This is a genomic window from Flavobacterium agri (genome assembly GCF_013401995.1).
GTDB classification, from domain to species: domain Bacteria; phylum Bacteroidota; class Bacteroidia; order Flavobacteriales; family Flavobacteriaceae; genus Flavobacterium; species Flavobacterium agri.
On sequence record NZ_JACBJI010000005.1, the window covers coordinates 33662 to 46583 of the forward strand.

Sequence of the window (12922 nt, forward strand, 5' to 3'; positions counted from 1 at the left end):
CTGTAAATCCAATAGCGAATCCATCACAAAAAATCGCTATTTTTATTATGACAAATTCACCCGACAGCTCGCCTGAACATGGATAAGCTCAGAAAACACATAGAGGAAATCACGCCCGTAAGCGACCAGGAATTTGAGTACATCAAAACCTTTTTCAGCGAAAAGAAGGTGAGGAAGCACCAATATCTTTTGCAGGATGGCGATATGGTTACCTGCGAGTATTGGATTGCCAAAGGTATTTTCAGGGCGTTTTATCTCGATAAGGAAGGCAAGGAGTATATCGTTCAGTTCGCTTTAGAGAATTGGTGGCTTTCCGATTACAACGCTTTCTTCGGGCAAGTGCCGTCGAACATGAACATTGTTTGTATGGAAGAGGCCGAAGTGTATTGTTTGACGCTTTTGTCACGCGAGAAACTGGCTTCGGAAATGCACAAGATGGAGCATTTTTTCCGGATGAAACTCACCAAAGGCTACTCGGCCCAGCAACGCAGGATTTGTTCGTTGCTTTCGGGAAGTCCGAAACAACGGTATGAGGAATTCGCGAAAATGTATCCGGGAATCGTGAGCAAAGTCCCGAAAAAGTACATAGCCGAATATCTGGGCGTGAGCCGCGAAACACTAAGCCGTCTTTATTCGGGCGGTAATCTTCAGACGTAGGTTTTCAATCATTTTTTATTACAAATTTTTTTATCGGGTTATCCCGATGCGGATGCGTCATTCTTGAAAATTCCTTTGGATTTAGGCATTGCCGATATATTCCTGTCGAAAGTGTGATTCAAGTCACACATTCTTAGTGCGTTCGCTCAACTTTTATCACGCACGCTTGCCGCAACTTTGTCCTGTAAACGAAGCACATTTTCAATCGGTTAGGTGCTTCTGCAAAAAAGACAATCAAAATCAACGATTATGAAAGCAACGACTTCAGTCTTAAAAAAAGCGGTACTGTTTTTTGCCGTGTTCCTATTCATGGAAAACCAAGGAAAAGCACAACATCAGGACAACATGAAAAAGAAGATTCTATTTGTGGTGACGAGCCACGACAAAAAAGGAGAGACGGGCGAACCGACTGGTTTTTACCTGTCTGAAGTTTCGCATCCGTGGGAAATATTGGCCAATGCCGGGTATGAAATCGATTTTGTAAGCCCGAAAGGAGGCAAAGCGCCGGTTGACGGTTTCAATCTTTCGGATGAGACGAACAGGAAATTTTGGGAAGATGCGCGTTACAAAAGCAAAATCGAGAACACGCTCAAGCCTTCGCAGATAAATCCGAACGATTATATCGCGATCCATTATGCCGGCGGCCACGGCGCGATGTGGGATTTTGCGGACAATAAGCAACTGGCAAATATCGCGGCCAAAATTTATGAAAACGGCGGAATCGTAAGCGCGGTATGTCACGGTCCGGCGGGACTTGTGAACATCAAACTTTCGAATGGCAAATACCTTGTCGACGGCAAAAAGATCAATGCGTTTACGAATGAAGAAGAGGTCGCGGTCAAACTCGACAAGGTTGTTCCTTTTTTGTTGGAGTCCAAACTCATTGAAAGAGGCGCGATCTTCGAGAAATCTGGTCTTTGGCAAGCACATGTCGTTGCTGATAAACGTGTGGTGACGGGACAGAATCCGCAATCGGCCAAAATGATTGGCGAAAGTGTTTTGCAGCAGTTGGAAAACCTCGACATGGTTGCGAAAATGAGTCAATTCGAGGTAAAAACCACAGATGATCAAAAGTTTCGAAAAGTCATAAGCGAATATGTGCAATCGGCATTGTCCAGAGAAGGCAACGTCATGGCTGAAGCTTATTATGAAAAAGATAAACCGTCTGTATTGTGGCTTATCGAACGATGGAAAAATAAAAGCGAGTATGCAGATTTCGTTAAAACTACCGAAGCGAAAGCATTGAAATCATTACAAAAAAATGCGTTCTCGAAAAACTACAATTTGAGTGATCTCGAACCGCTTTCAAAATCCCAATGGAGAAAAACCACAACCAAAACCGACGAACAGCTCACGATCATGCTTTTTGTCGACGCCAAAAAAGGGACAGAGCAAAAATTCAAAGACACTTACCATATAGCGATGCCGCAATTCCGCAGCGAACCCGGCGTGGTGACGTATCAGCTTTCGCAAGTGGAAGGCGATGGTACGTTGTTCGTGACTTTCGAGAAATTCAGGAGCCAGGCCGCTTTTCAATACCATCTGGATTTCCCTCCGATCAAACCCGTCATCGAATATTTGGAGACGAGCATCAAAAAACCGCCATTCCAAAACGGCCTGCACACGTTGATCGAATTTGCACCACTTACAAGAGAATAATCACAATCATATCATTAATTAAATCTTTAGACATGAAGACAAAAATCCAAAACATTGCAGCCGGCGTCATCATTTTGTTCGCCGCAACCACAAATGCCGATGCGCAGAAAGCACAAGAAAGCAGCGTGCACGAATTGAATGTCATGAACCAGCTGGCGTCGCCTTCACACGTTTCGGTCATGCCGGTTTCCCAATTGCTCAATGCGCCCGGAAACGAAGCCTTGAAATCGTTTTTCTTTACTCCGGTAAAAAATAAGACGGCACTCAAAGGCAAGAGAATCGCGGTGCTCGCCGCTGATGGTTTTGAGGAAATCGAATTGCTTGGGCCGGTTTGGTATTTCCGTGAACTCGGCGCCCAAGTCGACATCGTCGCGCCTAAATTCAATCCGGCTCCGGCACGTTACGGATTGAGTACGCCCGAAATGGCGAAAACGCATATCATGGCGATCCAATACCTGCAACCGGTCGGATGGGTCAAATTCGACCGCACTGCCGACCAGATCAAAGTGAGCGATTACGACGCGGTATTCATTCCCGGAGGCGCATGGAATCCGGATAACCTTCGCTACGATAAAGACGTGATCAAATTTGTGCAAGATTTCAACAAGTCGGGGAAATTGATTGCGGCGATTTGTCACGCTCCGGTTGTTTTGGCTTCGGCCGACATTCTTAAAGGCAAAAAACTGACGGGTTACTGGAACATTCAATCCGATCTTAAAAATGCGGGCGGAATCGTTTCGGACGAACCTGTCGTAGTCGATGCAAATATCATCACTAGCCGCCACCCGATCGATGTGGCCGATTTCTCGCGAGCCGTAGAAAATTGGCTAGCGAAGAAATAATCGTATCGAATAAATAAAAAATACAAAGCCCGTCTTAATTGGACCTAGTACTAGGCGGGCTTTTTTATTGCCGAAATTTATTGGTAAGCAATAACAAGTACTAGGTAAAACAATAAGTAATTTGAATTCAAAAAAATGGAACTTTTAAAAAACAAAATCGCAATCGTAACGGGAGCTAATCAAGGAATCGGTTTGGCTATCGTCAATAAATTCGTAGAACAAGGCGCTTTCGTCTATGCGCTTGATATCAAAGATGATGCGGCTTACGGACAAAACGTGTCTTTCATTAAAGCCGATGTTTCTAAAGAAGATGACTGGAAAGCGGCCGTAAAACAAGTGTTGGAAGAGAAAGGGCGTCTCGATATTTTGGTCAACAACGCCGGAGTTATCGATTATACGCCAATCCACGAACTTGAACTGGAACGCTGGAACAGATTGATTGCCATCGACCAAACCGGCGTATTCTTGGGGATGAAGCACAGCATTCCGCAAATGCTCAACCAGGCTTATGGCTCGATTATCAATGTTTCTTCGATTTGGGGAACCGTCGGTGCCGCGGATGTTGCAGCCTATAACGCAGCCAAAGGAGCGGTCGCCGTCCTGACTAAAAATGCGGCGCTTACGTATGCGACTAAGGGAATCCGCGTCAACTCTGTACATCCGGGTTTTATCACGACACCTTTAACCGATAGCCAGGATGCGCAACTCAACCAATGGGTTATCGATTCGACGCCTATGAAACGCGCGGGTAAGCCAGAGGAAATCGCCAATGGCGTTTTGTTCCTGGCGAGTGACGAAGCGAGTTACGTGACCGGTTCCGAGCTCGTGATCGACGGAGGTTACACCGCCCAATAATTAAAAGCTAATCACCGCTATAGCAATAGCTCGCCGTCTTTATAGTAAATGATTTTTTGTTTTATTGATGATTGGAAAGGCTGCGAATTTTTGTGGCCTTTCTGCTTTTTCCAAATTATGAAGCAGTTGCGACTTACCGTAAAGAAGGATTTAGTGATGAACGGACATAAAAAAAGCCCCGCGATGCGGAGCTTTATTTTGTTCTCTAAGCTTAAATTACTTAGCTGGAGCAGCTGGAGCAGCTTCTGCAGGAGCAGCAGCAGTAGTGTCAGCAGCAGCAGCAGTAGTGTCAGCAGCTGGAGCAGCCTCTTCAACTGGAGCAACTTCTTCAACTGGAGCAACTTCTTCAGCTGGTTTTTCTTCGTTGTTTTTGCAAGATACAACTGTCAAAGCAGCGATCATAGCCAAGCTCAAAAATACTTTTTTCATCTTACTTAATTATAAAAAGGTTAATTATTAATTCGAGGCAAAGATATAAATTTTTTATTATCGAAAAATTTTTTCAAATCTTTTTTCTGAAAAAACCTTAACATTTGCCTTGGTCGTTTTTTAGCAATTGCCGTGCCAAAAAACAGCGCAACAGCAAAAAAGTTATAAAATTTTCAAAATAAATGTAACATTTTGAAAATTAGGATATTACTTCCTTTTCGGGTGCACGAGTTTCAATTCTCCCATCAAATTTTGGGCATTCGCGAACTTATCGATGATGAAAAGAACATAACGAGCATCTACCATAATGTTTCGGCAAATCGATGGATCATAATGGATGTCGCTCATCGTTCCTTCCCAAACACGGTCGAAGTTCAAGCCGATCAGGTTGCCTTTCGCGTCAATAGCCGGGCTTCCCGAGTTTCCGCCGGTCGTGTGGTTCGTACCGATAAAGCACACGGGCATTTTTCCGTTTTCCCCGTATTGGCCATAATCTTTCTCATTGTAAAGGTCGATCAGCTTTTGAGGCACGTCGAACTCATAATCGCCAGGCACGTATTTTTCCATGACGCCGTCCAAATACGTAACTGGCGTATAGATCGTAGCATCTTTCGGGTCGTATCCCTTGACTTTTCCGTAGGTCACGCGCAGCGTGCTGTTCGCATCCGGGAAAAGGCGTTTGTCTTTGAAAAGCTCCAATTGTGCTTTCACGTAGGTACGTTGTAAAGCCGAAATCTTCAAATTGATCTCATCGTATTTAGGAGCTACCGAATTGAAATACGACTCGGCCATTTCTTTCGTAACCTTGAAAGCCTTGTCGTTGTTGAGGTTCGTGATAACGGTTTTCGCATCGCCGTTCAAAAGCGATTTCAATCCGTCAAGAGAAGTGAGCTTGGTTTGCGAATAGACTTCCGAAGCCAAAGCCGTTGCATTCACGTTCTTTAAACTCGCAGGTAAAAATTGCGCCGGATACTTCTTCGAATAAATCGCGATCAATTGTTCGAACACTTTCTCGTCTACAGTTTTGTTGAAATCTTTGTAGAAATCCACAAGTTGGTCGATCATATTCTGCTTGCGCGCGTTGAACGCCTGTTCGCCTTTGGTGGTGTAAACCTGCTCGAGTTGGTACATGCGGAAGGCCACACTCGTCAATTCGGTGTTGCGGAGCGCGATTTCCTGAAAGTAATCGCGGGCCAAACCATAAGGCGCGATTTCTTTGTAATTGGTTTCGAATTCGGTCAAGAGGTTTCCGTATTCGGCTTTCTTTGCGGCTTTTTCGACGCGTTTGGTAAATTCGGCTTCGTCTTTTTTCTTGAGCGCGACCGCATTCGATTTTTTGAGGCCTTGCGTTTCACCGATCCACTTTTTCCAATAATTGGCGATGCCCGCATATTTAGAAGCGTATTGGATTTTGATCGACTGGTCTTTTCTCATGAATCCATCCTCGACTTTCAAAGCCGCATCGCGCACTTCGATTTTCGCCGGATTGAGTTCGTTCACGATCTGCTCGACCGCAACCGCTGGCAAATATTCGGTCGTTCTTCCCGGATACCCGAAAACCAACGTGAAATCATCTTCTTTAATTCCATCCAAAGAAATAGGGAGGAAGTGTTTCGGCGTATACGGAACGTTGTCTTTCGAGTACGCGGCCGGTTTGTTGTTCTTGTCGGCATAAATCCTGAAAAGCGAAAAATCGCCCGTATGACGCGGCCAAACCCAGTTGTCGGTATCCGATCCGAATTTTCCGATAGACGACGGAGGCGCACCCACCAAACGGATGTCCTTATACGTTTCGGTCACGAACAACATATATTGGTTGCCTTCGTAAAACGTGCGGATCTTGTTTTCCTGCCAGCTTTCTTTAGGCAAAGAATTCGACAAAGATGTAATGTTTTCCTGGATTTTTTTCTGTTTGTCGGCTTCCGAAGTCAACGCCTGCGTGCCTTCGAGCACTTTCGTCGTCACGTCTTCGATGCGCACGATGAACATCACGACCATGTCCGGATTCGGCAGTTCATCCTGCATGTTGTATGCCCAAAAACCGTCCTGGAGGTAATCGTGTTCGACCGTCGAATGATTTTGGATCGCGTCGAAACCACAATGGTGATTCGTCAATAGAAGCCCTTTCGGGGAAATCACTTCGGCTGTACAACCGCCGTTGAATTGAGGTACGGCGTCCTTAAGGCTCGAATTGTTCACGTCGTAAATGTCCTTGGCCGTCATTTTCATGCCGAGGCTTTTCATTTCCTTTTCGTTCATGCCTTCGAGAAGCGACGGAATCCACATGCCGCCTTGTTGGGCCGACATTTGGACACAGACGAAAAGAATCAGGATTTTGAGTAATCTGGTCATTATTTATTGATTATTGTTATTGTTTATTTTGTGTATCAGCAGTTGGCGTTTGTGTTCGGAAAAGCCTTTGCCCAAATACAGTTTTTTCGCGTTCGAATTGTGATGTTCCACTTCAAGATACAACAATTTCAACCCTAATTTCTCGGCTTCGAGCTTGATGAAATCGATGCTGGACTTGCCAAGGCCTTTGCCACGCGCTTCTTGTTTGATGTAAAGTTCGTCGACGAAAGCGATTTTCCCTGCGAATTCGAAACTGAAAATGAACGTGAGGATGATGTATCCGAGAACGTTTCCGTCTTGTTCGATAAGCCAAGCACGGCCTAGCTTTTCGTCTGAAATGAATTGGGAGAACAATACTTTCGAAACTTCGACATCGATCGGATAGCCGTCGATCGCATAAAAATCCCGCATCATCGCAACGAGGATTTCAATGTCTCTTTCGGATATCGGCCTATACGTCGTCATCGGATGCAAAATGTTTCATGATGGTAGACGTCGCATTTTTGTTCATCTGCACGAAAGTCGAACAGATATGGCCTTTTTCGTATCGTTCGTCTTCGTTCGAAATCAAAAGATCGAATGTTTCATCGAGCTCGGATTGGTTGTCGATCGAAACGCATCCGCCCATATCGACCAAAGCCGTCGCTTCGGCAAAATGCGAATAATTCGAGCCGATGACGATCGGGACTCCAAAAGTCGCGGGTTCCAAAATATTGTGCACGCCCGGATTTCCGAAACCGCCACCAACGTACGCGATATCGGCATAACTGTAGATTTTGGTCAGGATTCCGATCGTGTCGATCACAAAAACATCGAATTCCGATAAATTTTTGCGTTCTTTTTCCGAAAACAAAACGACTTTTTTCGAAATCGAATTCCTGAGTTCCGATATCTGCGCTTCCTTGATATTATGGGGCGCGATGATGAACTTGACGTTTTGGGTCGTTTTGTTGATGAAATCGACGAGCAAGGTTTCGTCTTTTGGCCAAGAACTTCCGACGACGATCGTAATCGTATCGTTTTTGAATTCCGAAATGAAATCGAGCGTATTGTCTTTTTCGAGAATCGCCGCGACTCGGTCGAATCGCGTATCGCCAGAAACCGTCGCATTGTGTTTTCCGAGTTTCGCCAATAAATCTTTCGAGCGTGAATTCTGGACGAAAAAATGTTCGAACGTGTCCAGCGCTTTTCTGTAAAATCCGCCATACCATTTGAAAAAAACCTGGTTTTCGCGAAAAATCCCCGAAATCAAAAACGTGCGGATGTTGCGTTTTTTGAGTTCGTTCAAATAATTGGGCCAATATTCGTATTTGATCATGAAAACCAAATCGGGATGGACGTAATTGAGGAATCGCTTTACGTTGGGCGTGGTGTCCATCGGAAGATAAACCGTCACATCGGCAATCGCATTGTTCTTTCGGATTTCGTAACCCGAAGGCGAAAAAAACGTGAGTACGATTTTATGGTTCGGAAATTTTGAACGCATCGCTTCCATCACGGGCAAACCTTGCTCGTATTCGCCCAAAGACGCGGCATGAAACCAGATGGTTTTTTCCGATGGCGAAATCTTTGACGATAACGTGTTGAAAACCGTTTTCCTTCCGTCGACGAACAACTTCATTTTCGGATTGAAAAGAGCGACTATCCGAAGAAAAAACCCGGCGATCGAAACCAGTAAGCCGTAGATTGCAAACATGGCCGCTAAAATACGGACTTTACAGAAATTTCATTGCCGACAGTCAGTTATTTAGTAGTTTTGTGTCGCTAAATTTCAGGCATGAAAAAAATACAAATGGTTGACCTCAAAGGTCAGTACGAAAAAATAAAAGCTACCGTAGATGCCTCGATTCAAGAGGTTTTAGACACGACTTCTTATATAAACGGACCTGCCGTGCACGCTTTCCAGAAGAATCTTGAGGATTATCTGGATGTCAGGCACGTGATTCCGTGCGCCAACGGAACCGATGCGCTGCAAATCGCGATGATGGGACTCGGGTTGCAACAAGGAGACGAAGTCATCACCGCAGATTTCACGTTTGCCGCTACCGTAGAAGTCATCGCGCTTTTGAAACTGACGCCGGTTTTGGTCGATGTCGAGCCCGATACGTTCAACATTTCGATCGATGCGATCAAAAAAGCGATCACCCCGAAAACCAAAGCCATCGTTCCCGTGCATTTGTTCGGACAGGCCGCCAACATGGAAGAAATCATGAAAATCGCGGCCGAGCACAATTTGTATGTGATCGAAGACAACGCCCAGGCGATCGGCGCGGATTACAAATACTCGGATGGGTCGAAAAAGAAAGTCGGAACGATCGGACATGTGTCCTCGACTTCGTTCTTTCCGTCGAAAAACCTCGGCTGTTACGGAGACGGCGGTGCGATTTTTACGAACGACGACAATTTGGCCCACATTCTTCGCGGCATCGTCAACCACGGCATGTACGTGCGTTACCATCACGATGTGGTAGGTGTGAATTCGCGTTTGGATTCGGTTCAGGCTGCGGTCCTGAATGCGAAATTGCCGAACCTCGATACGTATAATCACGCACGTCAGTCGGCAGCCGCCAAATATTCTGCGGCTTTCGCGAACAATCCGAAAATCGTGACTCCGGTGATTACAGGTGAAAAAGACAGTCATGTCTTCCATCAGTATACGCTTCGGATTATCGATGGCGACCGCGACGGATTGATGCAACATTTGCTCGACAAAGGCATTCCGTGCGCAATTTATTATCCGATTCCGCTTCATGCGCAAAAAGCATATCTCGATACCCGTTATAGAGAAGAAGATTTCACGGTGACGAACCAATTGTGCAAAGAAGTGCTTTCGTTGCCGATGCATACCGAACTCGACGACGAGCAGATCGATTTCATCACGTCTAGCGTTTTGGAATTCCTCAAGTGATGGAAAATCAACCCAAATCGAAATTGACCAAACAAATCATCTTGTTCGTGTTGATTTTTGCGGCTGCATTTTTCGGGACGCGTTTCGTCATGAAAAAATTCGTGAAACCAATCTATACTCATCCGGCTGCCGTAGAAAGCGCCGAATAAAACACAAAGACATGAAAATTCTCGTTACAGGCGGTCTCGGATTCATAGGCTCGCACACCGTAGTCGAATTGCAGAACGTAGGGTTCGACGTGGTCATCATCGACAACCTTTCGAACACGACCGAAAAAGTGATGGACGGAATCGTGGCCATAACAGGCAAAACACCGATTTTCGAGAAATTGGACTTGCGCGAAAAGTCGGCGGTGCAGGATTTCTTCGCACGTCATCAGGATGTTTCGGGTGTGATCCATTTCGCGGCTTCGAAAGCGGTTGGCGAAAGCGTCGAGAATCCGTTGTTGTACTACGAGAACAACATCAATACGTTGGTTTACCTGTTGCAGGAATTGGCCAAAAAACCCGAGGCGAACTTTATTTTCAGTTCATCTTGCACGGTTTACGGTCAAGCCGAAAAGATGCCGATTACCGAAGACGCATCGGTTCAACCGGCCATGTCGCCTTACGGGAACACCAAGCAAATAGGTGAGGAAATCATTACCGATACGACCAAAGTCACGAACATCAACGCGATTTTGCTGCGTTACTTCAATCCGGTAGGCGCGCATCCGTCGGCCGAAATCGGGGAATTGCCTATCGGCGTGCCACAGAACCTGATGCCGTTCATCACCCAAACGGGAATCGGATTGCGTGAAAAGCTCTCGGTTTTCGGTGACGATTACCCGACTCCGGACGGCACTTGCATACGCGATTACATCCACGTCGTCGATTTGGCAAAAGCGCACGTGGTCGCATTGCAACGTTTGATAAACAAGAAGAATGTAGAGAAGGTCGAAACGTTCAACGTCGGGACAGGAACCGGAAGTTCGGTACTCGAGGTCATCAATGCGTTCGAGAAAATCAGCGGAAAGAAATTGGCGTACCAGATCGTCGGAAGGCGTGAAGGCGACATCACCGAAGCTTACGCCAACACAGACAAGGCCAACAACGTTTTGGGCTGGAAAGCCGAATCGAGTTTGGAAGACAGTTTGGAGAGCGCCTGGAAGTGGGAGTTGAAGATTCGTTCCTGATTATTTCCTATTACTATTATTTATTTTTTAGTCCAATAAGAAAGCCCGATTTGTAAATCGGGCTTTCTGCTTTATTAAGGTCGGAGAATAAACAATAAAAAATGAAAATAAGAATCACGCTCCCGCAACTTCAGCATCCTTATCGATTTTCTTAATCAATCCCTGAAGCACGTTTCCAGGTCCGACTTCGGTGAACAAAGTCGCTCCGTCGGCGATCATCTGGCGAACCGATTGCGTCCATTTTACCGGTGCCGTCAATTGGATGATCAGGTTTTTCTTGATTTCCGCAGGATCGGAAACGGCATTTGCCGTCACGTTTTGGTAAACCGGACAAATCGGGGTCGAGAACGAAGTCGCTTCGATAGCGGCGGCCAATTCCTCACGAGCCGGTTCCATCATTGGCGAGTGGAATGCTCCGCCGACAGGCAAAATCAAAGCGCGTTTCGCTCCGGCGGCTTTCATGGCTTCACACGCTCTTTCTACAGCCGATGTCTCCCCCGAAATCACGAGTTGTCCCGGACAGTTGTAATTCGCGGGTACGACGACACCGTCGATCGAGGCACAAACTTCTTCTACTTTTTCATCTTCGAGACCGAGAACCGCGGCCATCGTAGAAGGCGTGATTTCGCAGGCTTTCTGCATCGCCATAGCGCGTTGGGAAACCAATTTGAGTCCGTCTTCGAAAGAAAGAGTGCCGTTGGCGACCAAAGCCGAAAATTCGCCCAACGAGTGTCCGGCGACCATTTCGGGTTTGAACGATTCGTTCATCGTCTTGGCCAAAATCACAGAATGCAGGAAAACCGCGGGTTGCGTGACTTTCGTTTCCTTGAGTTCTTCGGCCGTGCCTTCAAACATGATGTCCGTGATTCGGAAGCCCAGGATTTCGTTGGCGCGTTCAAAAAGTTCTTTCGCCAAATCGGATTGTTCGTACAATTCCTTTCCCATTCCCGTGAATTGGGCGCCTTGGCCCGGAAAAACGTATGCTTTCATATAACTGTTTTCGATATTTAGGAAAACAAAAATACTACTTTTTCACGCCTCAACCGCAATAAAAAAGCCCGGACGGATCCAGGCTTTTTCCACAAATGTAATATATAGAATAAAGAACGTACGATTGTTTTACAACACGAAATAAGGCTGCTTGACCTTCATCGCGGGCGTCGGATGCGGCATTTTGCGTTGCAGTTCGTGCTCGTATTCTTCGCGGAATTCGTTGACCATCTCAAGCAAATCTTTGTGGATGTTGTTCGAAATGACGGTCATCGGCGTATCGGTCGGACGGTTCTCGAACGGATCCTGCAAATGGATCGCCATTTTTTCGATAAGGAAAAAAGCCGCGCCCATCGTCGTCACGACGGGAATCATGAGCCAGCCCAAATCCTCGACCATCCCGAACGGCAACAGCATCACGAAAAGACAAAGCGTGAACCGGATGTACATGCTGTAAGTGGTCGGGAAAATCGTGTTTTTGATGCGTTCGGCTTTTCCCATGGAATCGCACAATCGCGTCAACGTGTTGTCGATTTCCACTTGTTGGAATGTGTTCAAACGTCCTTTTTCGGTGGCTTTCGTAAGTTCTTTGGAATGCATCAAAAGCAAAGCGTTCGGAATGTGCTTGTGGCGTTTTACGATGTGGAATTCGTCTTCGTCCAAAAATTCCTTTACGGGTTTGAGCGAATCTTTTCCCCTTAATCGGTTCGCAAGGCTGAAACACCAGGCGGCCTGTCTTTTGGCGAATTGTTCCTTGAAACGGTTGGCTTCGTCCGAGAAATCGGGATCTTTGTAAAACGCGACCACCTGACGCAAAAGCGATCGCGAATCGTTGACGATGGCGCCCCAAACGATACGCGCTTCCCACCAACGGTCGTACGCTTGGTTCGATTTGAACGCGAGCAAAAGCGAAATGATCGTGCCGATGATGGCCGGAATCGCGACCGGGATCGTCAACGGGACGGCTTCGTAAAAATAATGGATCAGCCAGAACGAGACCGAGTAAATCAACACAAGCGAGAGCTCGATCTTAATTTTGCCGAGCACGTATTTCAT

The 12922-nt window shown here is 46.2% G+C and carries 13 protein-coding genes; 7 read left to right on the forward strand and 6 right to left on the reverse strand.

Features of this window, described 5'->3' with window-relative positions; genetic code table 11:
- Positions 1–78: 78 nt before the first annotated feature.
- The 4 genes from HZF10_RS12185 to HZF10_RS12200 all read left to right on the forward strand — a co-directional run bounded on the left by HZF10_RS12185 (position 79) and on the right by HZF10_RS12200 (position 4013).
- Positions 79–657, forward strand: a complete 579-nt coding sequence (locus HZF10_RS12185; RefSeq protein ID WP_176006497.1) for a Crp/Fnr family transcriptional regulator — start codon at positions 79–81, stop codon at positions 655–657.
- 249 nt (positions 658–906) lie between these two features.
- On the forward strand, positions 907–2316 hold the full coding sequence (locus tag HZF10_RS12190; RefSeq protein WP_176006498.1) for an antibiotic biosynthesis monooxygenase: 1410 nt from the start codon (positions 907–909) through the stop codon (positions 2314–2316).
- 32 nt (positions 2317–2348) lie between these two features.
- Positions 2349–3158, forward strand: coding sequence for a DJ-1/PfpI/YhbO family deglycase/protease (locus tag HZF10_RS12195; protein WP_176006499.1), 810 nt, complete (start codon positions 2349–2351; stop codon positions 3156–3158).
- A 135-nt stretch (positions 3159–3293) separates the two neighbouring features.
- Positions 3294–4013 carry an SDR family NAD(P)-dependent oxidoreductase gene (locus HZF10_RS12200; RefSeq protein ID WP_176006500.1) on the forward strand — a complete coding sequence of 240 codons (720 nt, stop codon included), beginning with the start codon at positions 3294–3296 and terminating at the stop codon, positions 4011–4013.
- A 216-nt stretch (positions 4014–4229) separates the two neighbouring features.
- On the opposite strand, the gene HZF10_RS12205 is transcribed toward HZF10_RS12200, so the two are convergent.
- From HZF10_RS12205 to HZF10_RS12220, 4 genes are all read right to left on the reverse strand, one after another.
- Entirely contained in the window at positions 4230–4442 is a 213-nt protein-coding gene (locus tag HZF10_RS12205; protein WP_176006501.1) for a hypothetical protein, read from the reverse strand.
- A 207-nt stretch (positions 4443–4649) separates the two neighbouring features.
- Positions 4650–6794: a S46 family peptidase gene (locus tag HZF10_RS12210; protein ID WP_176006502.1), complete on the reverse strand. Its 2145-nt coding sequence runs from the start codon at positions 6792–6794 to the stop codon at positions 4650–4652.
- Positions 6795–6797: 3 nt separating this feature from the next.
- Positions 6798–7259 carry a GNAT family N-acetyltransferase gene (locus HZF10_RS12215; RefSeq protein WP_246282588.1) on the reverse strand — a complete coding sequence of 154 codons (462 nt, stop codon included), beginning with the start codon at positions 7257–7259 and terminating at the stop codon, positions 6798–6800.
- Entirely contained in the window at positions 7246–8490 is a 1245-nt protein-coding gene (locus tag HZF10_RS12220; protein WP_176006503.1) for a 3-deoxy-D-manno-octulosonic acid transferase, read from the reverse strand. The genes HZF10_RS12215 and HZF10_RS12220 overlap by 14 nt, the downstream gene beginning before the upstream one ends.
- An 81-nt stretch (positions 8491–8571) precedes the next feature.
- On the opposite strand from HZF10_RS12220, the gene HZF10_RS12225 reads away from it, so the two are divergent.
- From HZF10_RS12225 to galE, 3 genes are read left to right on the forward strand one after another with little or no spacing between them, the layout of a single operon-like run.
- Positions 8572–9702: a DegT/DnrJ/EryC1/StrS family aminotransferase gene (locus HZF10_RS12225; protein WP_176006504.1), complete on the forward strand. Its 1131-nt coding sequence runs from the start codon at positions 8572–8574 to the stop codon at positions 9700–9702.
- Positions 9702–9851: a hypothetical protein gene (locus HZF10_RS12230; protein ID WP_176006505.1), complete on the forward strand. Its 150-nt coding sequence runs from the start codon at positions 9702–9704 to the stop codon at positions 9849–9851. The genes HZF10_RS12225 and HZF10_RS12230 overlap by 1 nt, the downstream gene beginning before the upstream one ends.
- Positions 9852–9862: 11 nt before the next feature.
- Positions 9863–10876 carry a UDP-glucose 4-epimerase GalE gene (galE, locus tag HZF10_RS12235; protein WP_176006506.1) on the forward strand — a complete coding sequence of 338 codons (1014 nt, stop codon included), beginning with the start codon at positions 9863–9865 and terminating at the stop codon, positions 10874–10876.
- Between the two features lie 114 nt (positions 10877–10990).
- On the opposite strand, the gene fabD is transcribed toward galE, so the two are convergent.
- Entirely contained in the window at positions 10991–11866 is an 876-nt protein-coding gene (gene fabD / locus HZF10_RS12240) for an ACP S-malonyltransferase (protein ID WP_176006507.1), read from the reverse strand.
- A gap of 129 nt (positions 11867–11995) precedes the next feature.
- On the reverse strand, positions 11996–12922 hold the full coding sequence (locus HZF10_RS12245) for a bestrophin family protein (RefSeq protein WP_246282589.1): 927 nt from the start codon (positions 12920–12922) through the stop codon (positions 11996–11998).

Excerpts from the sequence above, each read along its gene's own strand:
- HZF10_RS12185 (WP_176006497.1), top strand. The coding sequence starts at position 79 with ATGGATAAGCTCAGAAAACACATAGAGGAAATCACGCCCGTAAGCGAC.
- HZF10_RS12190 (WP_176006498.1), top strand. The coding sequence starts at position 907 with ATGAAAGCAACGACTTCAGTCTTAAAAAAAGCGGTACTGTTTTTTGCC.
- HZF10_RS12195 (WP_176006499.1), top strand. The coding sequence starts at position 2,349 with ATGAAGACAAAAATCCAAAACATTGCAGCCGGCGTCATCATTTTGTTC.
- HZF10_RS12200 (WP_176006500.1), top strand. The coding sequence starts at position 3,294 with ATGGAACTTTTAAAAAACAAAATCGCAATCGTAACGGGAGCTAATCAA.
- HZF10_RS12205 (WP_176006501.1), bottom strand. The coding sequence starts at position 4,442 with ATGAAAAAAGTATTTTTGAGCTTGGCTATGATCGCTGCTTTGACAGTT.
- HZF10_RS12210 (WP_176006502.1), bottom strand. The coding sequence starts at position 6,794 with ATGACCAGATTACTCAAAATCCTGATTCTTTTCGTCTGTGTCCAAATG.
- HZF10_RS12215 (WP_246282588.1), bottom strand. The coding sequence starts at position 7,259 with ATGACGACGTATAGGCCGATATCCGAAAGAGACATTGAAATCCTCGTT.
- HZF10_RS12220 (WP_176006503.1), bottom strand. The coding sequence starts at position 8,490 with ATGTTTGCAATCTACGGCTTACTGGTTTCGATCGCCGGGTTTTTTCTT.
- HZF10_RS12225 (WP_176006504.1), top strand. The coding sequence starts at position 8,572 with ATGAAAAAAATACAAATGGTTGACCTCAAAGGTCAGTACGAAAAAATA.
- HZF10_RS12230 (WP_176006505.1), top strand. The coding sequence starts at position 9,702 with ATGGAAAATCAACCCAAATCGAAATTGACCAAACAAATCATCTTGTTC.
- galE (WP_176006506.1), top strand. The coding sequence starts at position 9,863 with ATGAAAATTCTCGTTACAGGCGGTCTCGGATTCATAGGCTCGCACACC.
- fabD (WP_176006507.1), bottom strand. The coding sequence starts at position 11,866 with ATGAAAGCATACGTTTTTCCGGGCCAAGGCGCCCAATTCACGGGAATG.
- HZF10_RS12245 (WP_246282589.1), bottom strand. The coding sequence starts at position 12,922 with ATGAAATACGTGCTCGGCAAAATTAAGATCGAGCTCTCGCTTGTGTTG.